17 protein-coding genes are annotated in these 15372 nt (G+C 69.4%); 11 read left to right on the top strand and 6 right to left on the bottom strand.

What is annotated here, in order from left to right; all coding sequences use genetic code 11:
- Nucleotides 1–12: 12 nt before the first annotated feature.
- The 3 genes from ACWPOC_RS05730 to ACWPOC_RS05720 all read right to left on the bottom strand — a co-directional run bounded on the left by ACWPOC_RS05730 (nucleotide 13) and on the right by ACWPOC_RS05720 (nucleotide 2342).
- On the bottom strand, nucleotides 13–1146 hold the full coding sequence (locus ACWPOC_RS05730) for an MBL fold metallo-hydrolase (protein ID WP_455408174.1): 1134 nt from the start codon (nucleotides 1144–1146) through the stop codon (nucleotides 13–15).
- Nucleotides 1143–1874 (bottom strand): enoyl-CoA hydratase, encoded by a 732-nt coding sequence (locus ACWPOC_RS05725; protein WP_120281582.1) that lies wholly within the window; start codon nucleotides 1872–1874, stop codon nucleotides 1143–1145. Before ACWPOC_RS05725 ends, ACWPOC_RS05730 begins: the two co-directional genes overlap by 4 nt.
- A 78-nt stretch (nucleotides 1875–1952) precedes the next feature.
- Nucleotides 1953–2342: an SPW repeat domain-containing protein gene (locus ACWPOC_RS05720; protein WP_120281581.1), complete on the bottom strand. Its 390-nt coding sequence runs from the start codon at nucleotides 2340–2342 to the stop codon at nucleotides 1953–1955.
- 127 nt (nucleotides 2343–2469) lie between these two features.
- Between ACWPOC_RS05720 and ACWPOC_RS05715 the strand changes: the two genes are divergently transcribed.
- Nucleotides 2470–3078, top strand: coding sequence for a TetR/AcrR family transcriptional regulator (locus tag ACWPOC_RS05715; protein WP_455408173.1), 609 nt, complete (start codon nucleotides 2470–2472; stop codon nucleotides 3076–3078).
- On the opposite strand, the gene ACWPOC_RS05710 is transcribed toward ACWPOC_RS05715, so the two are convergent.
- The 3 genes from ACWPOC_RS05710 to ACWPOC_RS05700 are packed head-to-tail and all read right to left on the bottom strand — an operon-like array spanning nucleotide 3072 to nucleotide 4874.
- Entirely contained in the window at nucleotides 3072–3755 is a 684-nt protein-coding gene (locus tag ACWPOC_RS05710) for a DUF2332 family protein (RefSeq protein ID WP_455408172.1), read from the bottom strand. The genes ACWPOC_RS05715 and ACWPOC_RS05710 overlap by 7 nt on opposite strands.
- A 6-nt stretch (nucleotides 3756–3761) precedes the next feature.
- The gene (locus tag ACWPOC_RS05705; RefSeq protein ID WP_060652022.1) at nucleotides 3762–3971 is read right to left on the bottom strand and encodes a hypothetical protein; all 210 of its coding nucleotides are present in this window, start codon (nucleotides 3969–3971) and stop codon (nucleotides 3762–3764) included.
- Nucleotides 3972–3983: 12 nt separating this feature from the next.
- Nucleotides 3984–4874 (bottom strand): SPFH domain-containing protein, encoded by an 891-nt coding sequence (locus ACWPOC_RS05700; protein ID WP_455408171.1) that lies wholly within the window; start codon nucleotides 4872–4874, stop codon nucleotides 3984–3986.
- A 131-nt stretch (nucleotides 4875–5005) separates the two neighbouring features.
- Between ACWPOC_RS05700 and ACWPOC_RS05695 the strand changes: the two genes are divergently transcribed.
- The 10 genes from ACWPOC_RS05695 to ACWPOC_RS05650 all read left to right on the top strand — a co-directional run bounded on the left by ACWPOC_RS05695 (nucleotide 5006) and on the right by ACWPOC_RS05650 (nucleotide 15352).
- Nucleotides 5006–6136 (top strand): NAD(P)-binding domain-containing protein, encoded by a 1131-nt coding sequence (locus ACWPOC_RS05695; protein ID WP_455408245.1) that lies wholly within the window; start codon nucleotides 5006–5008, stop codon nucleotides 6134–6136.
- Nucleotides 6133–7206, top strand: a complete 1074-nt coding sequence (locus ACWPOC_RS05690; RefSeq protein WP_455408170.1) for a S1C family serine protease — start codon at nucleotides 6133–6135, stop codon at nucleotides 7204–7206. Before ACWPOC_RS05695 ends, ACWPOC_RS05690 begins: the two co-directional genes overlap by 4 nt.
- 115 nt (nucleotides 7207–7321) lie before the next feature.
- On the top strand, nucleotides 7322–8686 hold the full coding sequence (locus tag ACWPOC_RS05685; RefSeq protein ID WP_455408169.1) for an MFS transporter: 1365 nt from the start codon (nucleotides 7322–7324) through the stop codon (nucleotides 8684–8686).
- Between the two features lie 69 nt (nucleotides 8687–8755).
- On the top strand, nucleotides 8756–10393 hold the full coding sequence (locus ACWPOC_RS05680) for an ABC-F family ATP-binding cassette domain-containing protein (RefSeq protein ID WP_120281574.1): 1638 nt from the start codon (nucleotides 8756–8758) through the stop codon (nucleotides 10391–10393).
- Nucleotides 10394–10771, top strand: coding sequence for an RNA-binding S4 domain-containing protein (locus ACWPOC_RS05675; protein WP_006551630.1), 378 nt, complete (start codon nucleotides 10394–10396; stop codon nucleotides 10769–10771). It abuts the gene before it with no gap.
- A gap of 69 nt (nucleotides 10772–10840) precedes the next feature.
- Nucleotides 10841–11113: a helix-turn-helix transcriptional regulator gene (locus ACWPOC_RS05670; RefSeq protein ID WP_159416576.1), complete on the top strand. Its 273-nt coding sequence runs from the start codon at nucleotides 10841–10843 to the stop codon at nucleotides 11111–11113.
- A 1-nt stretch (nucleotide 11114) separates the two neighbouring features.
- A complete protein-coding gene (locus tag ACWPOC_RS05665; RefSeq protein WP_120281573.1) occupies nucleotides 11115–11651 on the top strand; it encodes a hypothetical protein in 537 nt (178 codons plus the stop codon).
- The gene (locus ACWPOC_RS05660) at nucleotides 11648–12538 is read left to right on the top strand and encodes an ABC transporter ATP-binding protein (protein WP_455408168.1); all 891 of its coding nucleotides are present in this window, start codon (nucleotides 11648–11650) and stop codon (nucleotides 12536–12538) included. Before ACWPOC_RS05665 ends, ACWPOC_RS05660 begins: the two co-directional genes overlap by 4 nt.
- The gene (locus ACWPOC_RS05655) at nucleotides 12535–13728 is read left to right on the top strand and encodes an ABC transporter permease (RefSeq protein ID WP_455408167.1); all 1194 of its coding nucleotides are present in this window, start codon (nucleotides 12535–12537) and stop codon (nucleotides 13726–13728) included. Before ACWPOC_RS05660 ends, ACWPOC_RS05655 begins: the two co-directional genes overlap by 4 nt.
- Nucleotides 13729–13846: 118 nt before the next feature.
- On the top strand, nucleotides 13847–15352 hold the full coding sequence (locus ACWPOC_RS05650) for a carboxyl transferase domain-containing protein (RefSeq protein ID WP_455408166.1): 1506 nt from the start codon (nucleotides 13847–13849) through the stop codon (nucleotides 15350–15352).
- The last annotated feature ends 20 nt before the right edge of the window (nucleotides 15353–15372 follow it).

Here is a 15372-nt window from a genome sequence, read left to right as displayed (position 1 = left end):
GCGGCAGGTGGATCAGCTCGACCTGAGCCACCACGGATCGACCGCGACGGGCTTCGACGCATCGGACTTCGACACGTCGATCCGCTGACCCGGCATCGGCACCGCGGTGGTCACCTCCGACTCCCGCGCGGCGGGCAGCAACCGGGTGATGGGCTCCGACCAGGCGTGGAAGGCGAGGTCGAAGGTTCCCCAGTGCACGGGGACCAGCAGACTGTCGCGACGGTCGACGCCACCGAGGTCGAGATGCGTGCGCACCGCTTCCTCGGGGTTCATGTGCACGTCGGGCCATCGCTTGTCGTAGGCACCCACGGGCAGCAATGTCAGGTCGAACGGACCGTAGGCCTCGCCGACGTCGGCGAACCGCGGGGTGTAGCCGCTGTCGCCGCCGAAGAACACCCGGCGCGTCGGCCCGGTGAACACCCACGACGACCACAACGTGATGTTGCGCTGCAGGCCGCGCCCGGAGAAGTGCCGGGCTTCGGTGCACGTGATGCGCAGGCCGTCCACCTCGACGTGTTCGTCCCAGTCGAGTTCGACGATGCGTTCCTCGGCGATCCGCCATCGGCGCAGGTGTGCGCCCACCCCGAGCGGCACGACGAACCGGACGGTCGGTTGCAGCACGGCGAGGCTCTCGACCGTGAACCGGTCGAGATGGTCGTAGTGGTCGTGCGAGATCACCACCGCGTCGAGACGCGGCAGGGTCTGCAGTTCGACCGGCGCCGGATGCAGACGTGCCGGGCCGACGGTGGGTGAGGGTGACACGCGTTCGCTCCACACCGGGTCGCACAGCACCCGGTAGCCGTCGACCTCGACGAGGGCGGTCGAGTGCCCGAACCACGTCACGGCGAGTTCCGCCGCGTCGACCGGCGCGAGATAGGTCGACACCGGCACCTCGGTGCGAGGTCTCCCCCGCGACCCGCGGGTGAGCAGGTCCTTCGCGAAACCGCCCGCCGCCTCGGGGCCGAGCACGGACGCCGGGTCGGTGTTGTGGAAACGACCGTCGCGGTAGCGGGGCGACGCGGCGGCGTAGGGACGGATGTCGGAGACCGAGGCGCCGATGGAACCGGGCAGGCCGTTCACGGCGCGCGCGACCCACAGCGTGCCCGCTCCGGCGAGCGCGGCCGAGACGGCGGACCGGATGTTCATCGTCCGCGGAAGATCGGGTCGCGGCGCTCGGCACGAGCGAGCCTGGCCTCCTGGGCGTCCTCGCTGAGCCACGCCGCGGCGAGTGCGGCGGTCTGCTCGGGCGTGGCCTCGTCGCGGGTGCCGTCGTCGTTGAGGAACAACTTCATCGCGTTCAGCGACAGCGGCGCGAGCTTCGCGATCTCGTGCGCCCATGCCTGCGCGTCGGCGAGGTCGCCGATGCGATTGGCGAGCCCACGCGCGAGAGCTTCCTCGGCGTGGACGGGTTCGGCGGCGAGGAAGACCGCGCGTGCCGGACCGCCGCCGATGAGCGAGGCGAGTCGCCGGACCGTCCACCGATCCACCGAGATGCCCAGGCGCGCAGCAGGAACCGAGAAACGTGCAGTGGGCGCCACGACCCTCAGATCCGCCGCGAGCGTCAGCTGGGTGCCGGCACCGATGGCCGGACCGTTGACGGCCGCGATCACCGGGATCGGGGCCTCGACGATGGTGCGCAGCATCTCGGCGAGGCTGTCGGTGAACCCTTCGGCGTAGACGTCGCCGGAGAGATCGGCCCCGGCGCAGAAGCTCGTGCCCCGCCCGGTGATCACCACGACACGCGCGTCGTCCGCCACGGCCTTGTCCACCGCTTCGCGGATCTCCACGCACAGCTGCGTGTTGAGCGCGTTACGACGCTCTTCGCGTTGCAGTTCCACGGTCACGACGTCGCCGTCGCGGCTGATCCCGATCATGTGTCGCCCCATCCCTTCGTCACCGAACACCCCGCATCATTCCACCCGCCCCGCGAGTGTGGGCGAGGCGCCGGATCGTCAGGCGCGGCCGGTCGGCGCGTAGCTCTCACGTTCCCACCGCTCGACCTCTTCGGTCACGTTGTCGGCTTCGTCCGAGAGATACGCGATGGCACCGAGAATCATGATCGATGCACCGGAGATCCACGCGATCCACGAGGCGCCGTCGCCTGCGAATCGGCCGACCCACGGTGAGACGAGCATCGCCAGACCCACCACGGACAGCGCCCAGTGATCCTTCGTGGGATCGCGCGCGACCAACGACCACAGCGCGAAGATGCTCGCCAGAGCACCCAGACCGAGGGTGGCGCCGCGACCGGGCTCCGTGGTCTCCACCCAGAACGACGACGACATGGTGAGCAGACCGAGGAACAACGCGATTCGTCCTGCCCAGGACGCGCGAACGGACATGTCGAAACCTCCTGACAGCGAAACGCTACATGTATTGTAGCTACAGCCACTGTATCGACGTTCCGGTTCGAATGCCATGCTTCGATGGAGCGGCCGACCCGACACCCGAAAGAAGAGGCCGAAGGCGATGGACGCCGCGACGACACCCTCACCCGAACAGCGGATCGCCGACACCGTGCTCCTGCTGCTGCGCACGAAAGGGCCGAAGGCCGTCACGATCGAAGCGGTCGCGAACGTCGCCGGCATGGCCCGGACGACGATCTACCGCCGGTACCGGGACCGCAGCGAGATGCTGAAGGCGGTGATGGAACCCCTCACCCGACCGGCACCCCCGGAACCGGAGGCCACGGCCGAAGAGCTCCTGCGGTGGGTGGTGGAGCAGTCCCGCCTCTCCGTCGACGAGGGCATCGGGCTCGGTGGGCTCGCGGCGCTCGTCACCGAACAGGAACCGTGGTTCACCGAGCTGATGCGATCTCTGTTGACGCGCCACCGGCAGATGCTCGCCGAGGCCATCCGACGCCACTGCGACGACGGAACCGTCTGCGCCGATCTCGATGTGGAGACCTTCCTGGACTGCGTGGTCGGGGCCTACTTCGCCGAGCAGGCGCGCCGCGGCGAGGTGGACGAGGACTGGCCCGCTCGCATCACGCGGACCCTGCTACCGACCTTCGCCGCCCGATCGGGTTCAGGTGGATCCGACCCCGCCGAGCTGGGGTGGAACCACCGAAATCAGTGAAACCAGTCGAGAATTCGGCCCCGCGACCAGCAGCGCGCCACCGCATCCACCCGCTGCTCGGCACCCTCGCACAGCGCGATGCCGACGATGCTGTGGCCGGAGGCCGGACGATCACCGAGCGTCGGGACCGACGGCGCGACACCGACACCCTCGGCCGACACCCATGCGACCGTTCGTCCCGTGGTCGCCTCGCGAAGGCGGTCGACGAACGACGGGCGCCGCGGAATCGCCAGACGCGACAGAGCCCAGGTGGTCGTCACGACCGGCAGGGCATCCTCGGGTACCGCCGCGATCGCCTCGGGCAGCAGCTCCACGACGTCACCGCAGAACCGGACGGGTGGGTCCTCGGCGAGCAGGGCGTCCTCGACGTCGGGGCGGTGGCGCGTCACAGCGACGCGCGCGACCACCGGAGGCATCGCACGGTCGGGAACCGACCCGCCGTGGACGATCGAACAGCTCTCCTGCACAGGAGAATCCGGGTCACCCAGGAACACCCCGTCGCTGTAGGTGATGCCCACTCGGTCGACGCACAGGTTCAGCGCCGCGGGGCGTCCCACGTCGATCAGACCGATCGCGGTCGCGCCTACGCGGTGGGCCGCCTCGGCGAGCGCGGGATAGAGCACCGCGTAGCGACCCGTCTCGTCGGTGGCACCTTCCCGTCGTGCCGTGCCGGCCATGTCTGCTCACTCCTCGTCGTCGGCATCGGCACGCGGACGGCCCGGTCCGCGTATGCGCCCCACCTCGCGCGGCATCCGACCGGCCTCGGTGAGGGCCCGCCGGAGCAGGAACTCGATCTGGGCGTTGGTGCTGCGCAACTCGTCGGCAGCCCACCGCGCGAGCGCGTCGTGGACTGCCGGGTCGAGGCGCAGCAGCACCTTCTTACGTTCGGCCATGCCGCATGATCCCTACTGGTACAGCGATCCCGTGTTGAGTACGGGCTGAGCACTCTGGTCTCCACACAACACGACGAGGAGATTCGAGACCATCGCGGCCTTGCGTTCCTCGTCGAGTTCGACGGTGTGCTCGGCCTCGAGGCGGGCCAGGGCGGTGCCGACCATCGAGACGGCACCTTTGACGATCTGCTCGCGGGCGGCGATGACGGCGCCGGCCTGCTGACGTCGCAGCATCGCCTGGGCGATCTCGGGTGCGTAGGCGAGCTGGTTGATGCGGGTCTCGATGACGCGGATACCGGCGGACTGCACGCGGTCGTGGACCTCGGCCGAGAGCTTGGTGGTGATCTCGTCGGCGTTCTGACGCAGCGACATCGCTTCCGGCGCAGCGTCGTACGGGTACGAACCGGCGATGTGGCGGACCGCGGCCTCGGTCTGCACGGCGACGAACTCCTCGAAGTCGTCGACGTCGAAGACGGCGCGCGCGGTGTCCTCGACCTGCCACACGATGACCGCCGAGATCTCGATGGGGTTGCCGTCGGCATCGTTGACCTTGGCTCTGCCCGTCTCGTGGTTGCGGATACGGGTGGAGATCTTGCGGCGGGTGTTGAGCGGGTTCATCCAGCGCAGACCGGGTTCGCGCAGGGTGCCGGTGTACGAGCTGCCGAGGAGTTGGAGGACACGGGCCTCGTTCGGTTCGACGAGGACGAGTCCGGCGAGCGGCACGAGGGCGAGCACCACGATGACGGCGCCGGCGACGATCAGCGGAACGGTGACATCCACCGCTCCCCAGCCGATCAGACCGGCGCCGACGGCGATTGCGACCAGAGCGGCGATCAGCACCGACCAGCCGTTGGACGAGGGGCCCGGCCGCTCGACGGTCACTGGCGACTGCACGACATCCATGTTCCTACCTCCCAGAGTCAAAGCGATATTAAAGTGATATCACATTTCTCGGGACCCGGACAGCGTTCCCTCCGCGCACCGGCCGCGATCGCGGCATGATGAAGGACAACGATCCGAGAGGGAGGCTCGCGATGCTCGCCGACGAGGCACTCGATGCGGCCGAGGTACAGACCGCCGATGCGACGCCGGTCGACATCGTCGTGATCGGCGCCGGGCAGGCCGGCCTGTCGACCGCCTACTTCCTCACCCGCTTCGGAGTCGCACCCGAGACCGGATTCGTCGTCCTCGACCGCTCGTTCGGTCCCGGCGGGGCATGGCAGGACCGTTGGCCGTCGCTGACACTGAGCACCGTCAACGGCGTCCACGACCTGCCCGGCCTCGCGTTCGCGGACGTCGTCGACACCTCCGCGGGAGAGGTTCCGGCCGCCTCGGCGGTACCGCAGTACTACGCCGCCTACGAGAAGGAGTTCGACCTTCCCGTCCACCGCCCCACCACCGTGCGGGTCGTGTGCGACCGCGGCGAGCGACTGCGCGTCGAGACCGAGTCGGCCGTCTACGCGGCACGCGGCATCATCAACGCGACCGGCACCTGGGAGCGGCCCTTCGTCCCGTGGTATCCCGGCGCCGCGCGATTCACCGGACGGCAGCTGCACACCAAGGACTACCGAACGGCCGAGGAGTTCACCGGGCAGCACGTGCTCGTCGTCGGTGGTGGCATCTCCGCGGTCCAGCTCCTCGACGAGATCTCCCGCATCACCGAGACCACCTGGGTGACGCGACGCGAACCCGCGTGGAGCGAGGAACCGTTCACGGCCGAGCGTGGCCACGCTGCCGTCGCGCTCGTCGAGGATCGGGTACGACGCGGACTGCCACCCGGATCGGTCGTCTCCGTCACCGGGCTCCCGCTCACCCCGGCGCTGCGGGCCGCGCGCGAACGCGGCGCGCTGGAGCGGTCCCCGATGTTCTCCGAGATCACCGAGACCGGCGTCCGATGGAGCGACGGCCGGACACTCGACGTCGACGTCATCCTGTGGTGCACCGGATTCCGGAGTTCCCTCGATCATCTCGCACCGTTGTCGTTGCGCAACGCCGGTGGCGGCATCACGATGGACGGCCGGCTCGCGACCCGCGTCGCGAAGGATCCGCGCGTCCATCTCGTCGGCTACGGCCCGTCGGCGTCCACGATCGGGGCGAACCGCGCCGGTCGCGCCGCGGCGCGTGAACTGCTCGACCATCTCACCGGCGAGGTGCCGCAGCAGTGAGTGGGCGGGGCGGATCGGTGCTGCTGGTCGCGCTCGCGACCACCGCCAGCCTCGTCGCATCGGCACCGGCCCTGGTCGACATGGCGCTCCCTCCCCCACCACCGGCGCCGGTCGCCCCTCCCCCGACGCCGCTGACCGCCGACGAACTCACCGCGCGCACCCTGCCGGTCGTCGTGACGATCGACGCGAGCGCGGGCTGGACGGGCATGACGGGCACCGGGATCGTGATCACTCCCGACGGCACGGTCGTCACGAATCATCATGTGGTGAGCGGAGCCACCGACATCAGCGCGGTGAGCGGTGCGAACGGCCTGATCTACGACGCGGAGGTCCTCGGCTACGACCGCGAACGCGATCTCGCCGTCCTGCGACTCGGCACCGCGAGCGATCTTCCGGCCGCCGCGATCGCCGAGGACCTGCCGCCGGTGGGCAGCCGGGTGACGGCCTTCGGTAACTCCGAGGGTGGTGGGGTCGTCGTGGCGACCCCCGGCACCATCGTCGAGTTCGACCGCAATGTGGTGGTCCGCGACGCCACGGACGGTTCGCGTCACCGCCTCACGGGGATGATCCGCACCGACGCCCCGATCCGGCCGGGCGATTCCGGCGGGCCGCTCGTCGACGAGTACGGAACGGTCGTGGGGATCAACACCGCGGGTGCGGTGCAGCGGAACACCGACACCTCGCCCGATACGACCCCCGAGGCGTACGCCGTGCCCATCACCGAGGCGATCACGGTCGTCGAACAGGTTCGGACGGGAGTGAGCGAAGGGTCGGTGCACGTGGGCCCCACACCTCGGCTGGGCGCGAGCGTCACCACCGCCCGCAGGGACGGGCAGAATCTCGGGGCCGAGGTGCTGTGGGTGTCCTACGACAGTCCCGCCTATCACGCCGGTCTCGACGCCGGCGACGTCGTGGTGTCGTTCGACGGTGAGCGCGTCTCGTCGACCGGGGAACTCGAGGAACGTCTGCTCCGTCACCGCCCCGGCGACGTCGTGTCGATCGAGTGGACCATCGAGAACGGCGAAAGACGTTCCGCCGACATCGTTCTCGAATCCGGACCCGCACGCTGAGGCGACGCCCACGGAAAATCGGTTGATCGGTCGCCCGAGGGGCGAAGACACTTGACCTCGAGTCGCCTCGAGGTCGCAAGATCTCATCGGACCGTCCGACGACCGGGGGAACGCGATGAGCAACCACACCGCATCACCGACGCACCGGCGTCCGCGCCTGGCGCGCGGGCCCGTGCGGCCGTTCGCCCATCCGCAGTACCGCCTGCTGATCCTGGCGCTCGCGGCGGGACTGCTGTCCGTGGGCACCTGGCTCATCGCGGTGGTGTGGCAGGTCGTCGAGATGGGTGGCGGCCCGGCCGAACTGTCCTCGGTCGCAGTGGGACCGGCCGTGGGCATGCTCCTCGTCGCACTTCTCGGGGGCGTGCTCGCCGATCGGATCCCGCAGCGCACCCTGCTCCTCGCGACGTACATCGCCCGGGCGGTGCTGGTCGCGGTGACGGCTGCGCTCGCCGTGAACGGATCGATCGCCTTCTGGCATCTCACCGTCGTGGGTTTCGCACTCGGGCTCGCCAACGGCGTCCAGTTCCCGGCCTATTCGGCACTGTTGCCGTCCATCGTCCCGCCACAGGACCTGCTCGCCGCCAACGGTGTCGAGGGCGTGCTCCGGCCGACGCTCATGCAGGCGGCCGGTCCGGCGGCGGCGAGCGCCGTCGTCGCGGCTTCGTCCCCCGCGGTCGCCATGTGCACGGTCGCGCTCCTCGAGGTGGTCGGGGCGCTGTGCATCCTCGCGATGCACCCGACCGCGGTCCGCCGCGACGACACGCAGCCCGGCGGATCGAGCGGATTCCGTTCCGTCTTCGACGATCTCGCGGAGGGTGTGCGGTTCACCGTGCGCACGCCGTGGTTGCTCGGAACGCTCCTGTTCGGGTCCGTCGTGGTCTTCTGCGTGCTCGGACCGATCGAGGTGCTGATCCCGTTCGCGATCCGCGAGGCGACCGGGGGCGGGCCTTCGCAGCACGCGATGGTGATGGCCGGATTCGGTGTCGGTGGGGCCGTCGGATCGATGCTCGTGGCGTCGCTGCGACTGCCGAGGCGCTATCTCACCGTCCCGTTCCTGATGTGGGGGCTGGGCTGCATCCCCCTCGTCGTCATCGGCGTCTCCGGGTCGGTACCGATCATGGTCGTGGCGGTGTTCGTCGTCGGCGCCCTGTTCAATGCCGGATCCGTCGTGTGGGGCACCCTGCTGCAGCGGCGGGTACCCGCGCACCTGCTGGGCCGGGTGTCGAGTCTCGATTTCTTCGTTTCGATCGTGTTCATGCCGCTGTCGATGGCCGCGGCCGGGCCGCTGGCTCTCACGGTCGGGCTCGCGCCGACCTTCGCGGTGGCGGGGATCGTGCCGGCCGTCGCGGCCGTGATCGTGATCGTCGCGGCCCGGACGCCGCGCGACGAGATCGCCGATCCGCTCGATCTCGTCCCGGTGGATGCAGAGGAGGTCACCCCGGTGGACGAGGAGGTCGTCCCCGCGGAGTGCCGGAGCTGACGAGGTGGTTCCGTGGCACGGAGGACCCGCGCCCGAACCCGGGTCCACCTCGACCGGGATACTCGGAGCGTGAGCGCAACACTTCGTATCGACGGCCTGTCGGCCTCCCGCGGGGAACGTGTCCTGTTCGACGGACTCGATCTCACCGTCGCACCGGGCGACGTGATCGGCCTCGTGGGCGCCAACGGCGCCGGGAAATCGACGCTGCTCACGACCCTCGCGGGGGTCGGCGACGCCGATGTCACCGGCTCGGTGATCCTCAGCCCACCCGACGCCACGATCGGCTATCTCGCGCAGGAACCCGAGCGGGTGCCGGGCGAGACGATCCTCGGCTTCCTCTCCCGGCGCACCGGTGTCGCCGAGGCCGAACGCGTCATGAACGCCGCCGCCGAGCGGCTCGGCGACTCCGGTGAGGACGACTACACCCCGGCCCTCGAACGGTGGCTGGCGCTCGGCGGCGCCGACCTGGCAGAGCGTGCCGAGAAGGTGGTCGACGACCTCGGTCTGGACGTCGGACTCGACGCGCCGATGACGTCGCTCTCCGGTGGTCAGGCCGCGCGCGCCGGGTTGGCGGCGCTGCTGCTCTCGCGCTACGACGTGCTTCTGCTCGACGAACCGACGAACGACCTGGATCTGGCCGGCCTCGAACGGCTCGAACGGTTCGTCGACGAGACGCGCACGGCACTGGTGGTCGTCAGCCACGACCGCGAGTTCCTCGCGCGCACCGTGACGGGCATCGTCGAACTCGATCCCGTGCAACAGCAGATCTCGGTCTACGAGGGCGGGTACGAGGCGTATCTCGTCGAGCGCGAGGTGGCGCGCCGGCACGCGCGTGAACAGTACGAGGAGTTCGCCGACACCAAGTCGCAGCTCGAGGAACGCGCCCGGATGCAGCGCAACTGGCTCGAACACGGCGTCCGCAACGCGCGCCGCAAATCCAAGGACAACGACAAGATCGGACGCAAGCATCGCGCGGAGGCCACCGAGAAGCAGGCCGCGAAGGCGCGTCAGACGCAGCGGCGCATCGAGCGGCTCGACGTCGTCGAGGAGCCGCGCAAGGAATGGGAACTGCGCATGTCCATCGCCGCCGCCCCGCGCAGCGGCACGGTGGTCGCGACCCTCGGCGAGGCCGTCGTCCGGCGGGGCGACTTCGTCCTCGGGCCGATCACCACGCAGGTCGAGTGGGGCGACCGCATCGTTGTCACCGGCCCGAACGGCGCCGGGAAGTCCACGCTGCTGCGGTTGCTGCTCGGCACGATCGAACCGGATTCCGGTCGCGCGTCGCTGGGGTCGGGTGTGCTCGTCGGCGAGATCGATCAGGCCCGCAGCCTGTTCGAGGGGGACGAACCGCTGGTCGAGGCGTTCGGGCGCAACGTGCCCGACTGGCCGGACGCCGACGTGCGGACCCTGCTGGCGAAGTTCGCCCTCAAGGGTCACCACGTCCTGCGGACGGCGTCGTCGTTGTCGCCGGGCGAACGCACCCGCGCGGGCCTCGCGCTGCTGCAGGCACGCGGCGTCAATCTGCTGGTGCTCGACGAACCCACCAACCACCTGGATCTGCCGGCGATCGAACAACTCGAGCAGGCCGTCGACAGTTTCGAGGGAACCCTGCTGCTGATCACGCACGATCGCCGCATGCTGGAGACCACACGGACGACACGTCGATGGATGCTCGACGACGGGAAGCTGAGCGAGGAGTTGCTGTAGATGGGTGGAAGCGTGCGCGTGGACAGCTGGACGTGGTCGGTCCGGTTGTTCAAGACCCGGTCCGCCGCGGCGAGCGCGTGCCGCGCCGGGCACGTCCGCGTCGACGGTGTGACGGCCAAGCCGTCGACGCCGGTGACGATCGGAGCCGAGGTCCGCGTACGCGCGCACGGTACGGAGAAGATCGTCGAGGTCACCCAGCTCGTGAACAAGCGCGTGGGTGCACCGATCGCCGCGACCGCCTACATCGATCACAGTCCCCCGCCTCCGCCGAAGGAGATCCTCGCGGCGCTCCCCCGTCGCGACCGCGGGGCGGGCCGTCCGACGAAGAAGGAACGCCGCGAACTCGACCGTCTCCGCGGTTTCGCCGACGACGACTGACAACACCACGACATATCGATCCGTCCTCATCTATTGACAAAATGTTGTGTTTTCACAACACTTTGTTCCATGAGTCCGGTACGCCGTGGGGAAACACTCCCCATCTACAACCGCATCCGCGTCCTGCGCGCGGAACGCGGACTGAGCCGCGCGCAACTGGCCGAACTCGTCGAGGTGAACCCGCAGACCGTCGGCGCCCTGGAACGAGGCGACCACTACCCGAGCCTCGATCTGGCCTTCCGTATCTGCGATGTCTTCGGACTGCCGGTCGAAGCCGTCTTCTCCCGTACCGAGTTCACGCCGTTGTCGACCGAGCTGTACAAGCCTCGAAAGGAGGCCTGACGTGTCCACCGCCTCGCTGCTCGACCGTTACGAGCACTACCGCACCCGCCGGTTCCTCGAGAACGAGAAGCTCACCTCCGGGTGGCTGCCGAACTGGCGCACGCAACATCGCCGTCGCATCCTCGCCGGCACAGTGGTCGCACTCATCGGCGCCATGTTCGTCACCGCCGTCGCGTCGTACTTCACGATCGTGGTCTCCCTGGTGTGGCTGCCGATCGTTCTCGCGTTCCTTCCCGCGTGGACCTGCCTGCAGATCGTGTCGGGGAGACAGTCCGACGCGCCCCGCCACGCCCTCGACGAACGCGAGATAGCCGAACGCAACAGCGCCCGTTCGATCGGCCTGTCCGTGGCGCAGGGATTGTTGATGTTCCCGATCTTCGCGTTGCTGTGGAGCCCGGCGATCGACTCGATCGACCATCGGGCACTCGCCTATTCCGCAGGTGGATTCGCTCTTGCCTCGATTCTGTTCAGCGGTTGTCTGCCCGCCGTTCTGCTCGCCTGGACCCGCCCCGACGACGATCCGGAGGACCTGCTGTGACACTGACGATCGACAATCTCTCGAAGCGCTACGGCGACACGGTCGCTCTCGACGGCGTGAGTTTCGAGGTCCGCCCCGGCGAGCTGTTCGGTTTCGTCGGCAGCAACGGCGCCGGCAAGACCACCACCATGCGGATCACCCTCGGTGTCCTGGCCGCCGACTCCGGCGAGGTCCGTATCGACGGGAAGCCGGTCGACCTCGAGATGCGCCGCAACATCGGGTACATGCCCGAGGAACGCGGCCTGTATCCGAAGATGAAGGTCGGTAAGCAGCTGTCCTATCTCGCTCGGCTGCACGGCCTTTCGAAGCCGGAGGCGTCGGAGGCGGTACAACGGTGGACCGAGCGGCTCGGCATCGCCGAACGTCTCGGCGACACCGTCGACGCCCTGTCGCTCGGCAACCAGCAGCGCGTACAGCTCGCCGCGGCTCTCGTGCACGACCCGAAGGTCCTCGTCCTCGACGAGCCGTTCTCCGGCCTCGACCCGGTGGCTGTCGACGTCATGAGCGACGTCCTGCTAGAGAAGGCGAAAGAGGGTGTGCCGGTGGTGTTCTCGAGCCACCAGCTCGACCTGGTCCAGCGCCTGTGCGATCGCGTGGGCATCATCGGCGCGGGTCGGATGCGCGCCGTCGGCACCGTCGACGACCTGCGATCCAAGGGCGACGCGCTCCTCGTCGTCCACGCGCCGCAGGCACCCCGAGGCTGGGCGCACGGTCTGCCGGGCGTCACGCACGCCGAGTACGAGGACGAGCGCACCGTGCTCACCGTCACCCCCGGCGCCGACGACCAGCTGATCCTCAAGGCGGCCCTGGCGACCGGCCCGGTCCACGAGTTCTCGCTCCGACGCCCGTCCCTGACCGAGCTGTTCCGAGAGGTGGTTTCCGCATGAGCGTCCCGTTGAGCAACGCCCGCGCGGTCGGTCTCGTCGCGTCGCGCGAGTTCGTCACGCAGGTCCGGAAGAAGAGCTTCCTGATCAGCAACGCGATCATCCTCGTCGCGATCGTCGTCGGCATCGTCGCCACCTCGGTCCTGTCCGGCGGCAGCGACGACCGGCCCACCGTCGGAGTCGTGGGGGCGCCCGCGCTGCAGACGACGATCGAGTCGCTCGGCGAGACCGTCGGCACTCCGCTCGAGGTCTCCGACGTTCCCGACGCCGCCACCGCCCGCGAGCAGGTGTCCTCCGGCGATCTCGACGTCGCGCTCGTCCCCGGCGACGGAGCATCCGTCACGGCGATCACCGAATCGGAGCTCGACACCGACGTCCGCGCGGTCGTCGAGGCCGCTGTCGTGCAGCAGGCCCAGGTCGCCGCGCTGACCGACCGCGGCGTCGATCCCGCCGCGGTCGCGGCCGACGTCTCGGCGGCGACCGTGACCGTCGACGCCCTCGATCCGCCGGATCCCGAACAGGGACAACGCATCATCCTCTCGATCATCGCGGTGATCCTGCTGTACATGCAGATCCTGATGTTCGGCATGTACGTCGCGATGGGTGTCGTCGAGGAGAAGTCCTCGCGCGTCGTCGAACTGCTGCTGTCCACGCTGCGTCCGCTGCAGCTGCTGTGGGGCAAGATCCTCGGCATCGGCGCCGTCGGGCTCCTGCAGCTCACCGCCTACGGTGCGGTCGGTGTCGGCACGGCGCTCGCCACCGACACCCTCACGATCACCGGCACCGCCCTCGGCGTGCTCGCCGGCACCCTCGGCTGGTTCGTCCTCGGCTTCGCGTTCTTCGCCGTCCTCTACGCGGCGGCGGGGTCGATGGTGTCGCGGCAGGAGGACGTCAACTCCACCTCGGGTCCGCTGGTGATGCTGATCCTCGCGATGTTCTTCGCGGCGTTCTCGTCGGTCGACGACCCCGAGGCCGGATGGAGCACCACGCTGAGCTGGATCCCGCCGTTCTCGGCGATCCTCATGCCGCTGCGCATCGCCGCGGGAGTGGCCACGCCGGTGCAGATCGTCGGCACCATCGTGCTGATGGTCGCCGCCATCGCGGTGCTCAGTGTGATCGCCGCGCGCATCTACCAGCGGTCGATCCTGCGCATCGGCCGGACGGTCACCTGGAAGGAAGCGCTCGGCCGATAGCCGATCCCACAACGAGGGGGAGGATATGTGCGGTGTGTCGCAAGAACACGCACATGTCCTCCCCCTCGTTCGCGTCGGTATAGGTTGACCTCGACGGACGAGGACAGGTGGAGGCGACGTGGCCGGTGGCAGGATCTCGGCGCAGGAGTTCATCGACAAGGTGCTCGACCCGGGAACCTTCGTCTCCTGGGACGTTTCGCCGATCGATGTCGGGGCTGGCGAGAAATACCTCGCCGATCTGGACAGGGCTGCCGAGAAGTCCGGGGTCGACGAATCCGTGCTCACCGGTTCGGGCACCGTCCACGGCCGCCGGGTCGCTCTGATCGTGTGCGAATTCTCCTTCCTCGCAGGCTCGATCGGTGTCGCCGCCGCCGAACGCATCGTCACCGCCGTCGAACGCGCGACCGCCGAGGGACTGCCGCTGCTCGCGTCGCCCACCTCGGGCGGCACCCGCATGCAGGAGGGCACCCTCGCCTTCGTGCAGATGGTGAAGATCGCCGCCGCTGTGGCTGCGCACAAGGCCGCACATCTCGGTTATCTCGTGTACCTGCGCAATCCGACGACGGGCGGGGTGTTCGCGTCGTGGGGGTCGCTCGGGCACGTCACCGCCGCAGAACCGGGCGCACTCGTGGGCTTCCTCGGCCCGCGCGTCTACAAGGCGCTCTACCAGGAGAACTTTCCCGAGGACGTCCAGACGGCGGAGAACCTGTACCGCAAGGGCGTGATCGACGGGGTCGTGCCCCTCGGCGGTGTGCGGCAGGTCGTGCACCGGTTGCTGCGCGTGCTGGTCGAGGGGAACCGGCCCGAGGTGACGTCGAGTCCGGCGATCACCGCCGTCGACGACGTGCCCGACATCCCGGCCTGGCAGTCGGTGATGCTCAGCCGACGCCCCGAACGGCCCGGCATCCGGCAGTTGCTGCGCCACGCCGCGTCCGCGCAGGTCCCTCTGTCCGGGACCGGTGAGGGCGAGTCCGATCGCACCGTCCTGCTCTCGCTCGCCCGGTTCCGCGGCGTCTCGTGCGTGATGTTCGGTCAGGACCGTGCGGGACAGTCGCCCGAACGCACGATGGGGCCGGGAGCACTGCGCGAGGCCCGCCGCGCGATGCGTCTCGCCGACGAACTGCGTCTGCCGCTCGTGCTCGTCATCGACACCCTCGGTGCCTCGTTGTCGAAGGAGGCCGAGGAGCGCGGGCTCGCACCCGAGATCGCCCGTTGCCTTGCCGATCTCGTCACCCTGCCCACCCCGACCGTATCGGTGCTGCTCGGTCAGGGGACCGGCGGCGGCGCGCTCGCCCTGCTGCCCGCCGACCGGGTGTTGTGCGCGCAGCACGGCTGGCTCGCGCCGCTCCCGCCCGAAGGCGCGAGTGCGATCGTGCACCGCGACACCACCCACGCACCGGCCATGGCGCAGGATCAGGGGATCCGCTCCCGCGACCTGCTGCGCAACGGTGTCGTCGACGCGGTCGTCCCCGAGCATCCGGACGCCACCGAGGAACCGGTCTCGTTCGTCAAGCGGATCGGTGCCGCGGTGGCCCGCGAACTCGCGATCCTCACCGACGAGCCCGCGGAGGACCGCTACCGGCGACGGATCGAGCGGTACCGGAAGCTCGGCCTGCCCTCCTGACCGTCGCCGGCGCGATCCGG

This window comes from Rhodococcus sp. 5G237, assembly GCF_053764735.1.
The sequence above is the reverse complement of the archived record's forward strand: the minus strand, read 5'-3'. Positions and strand labels throughout refer to the sequence as shown.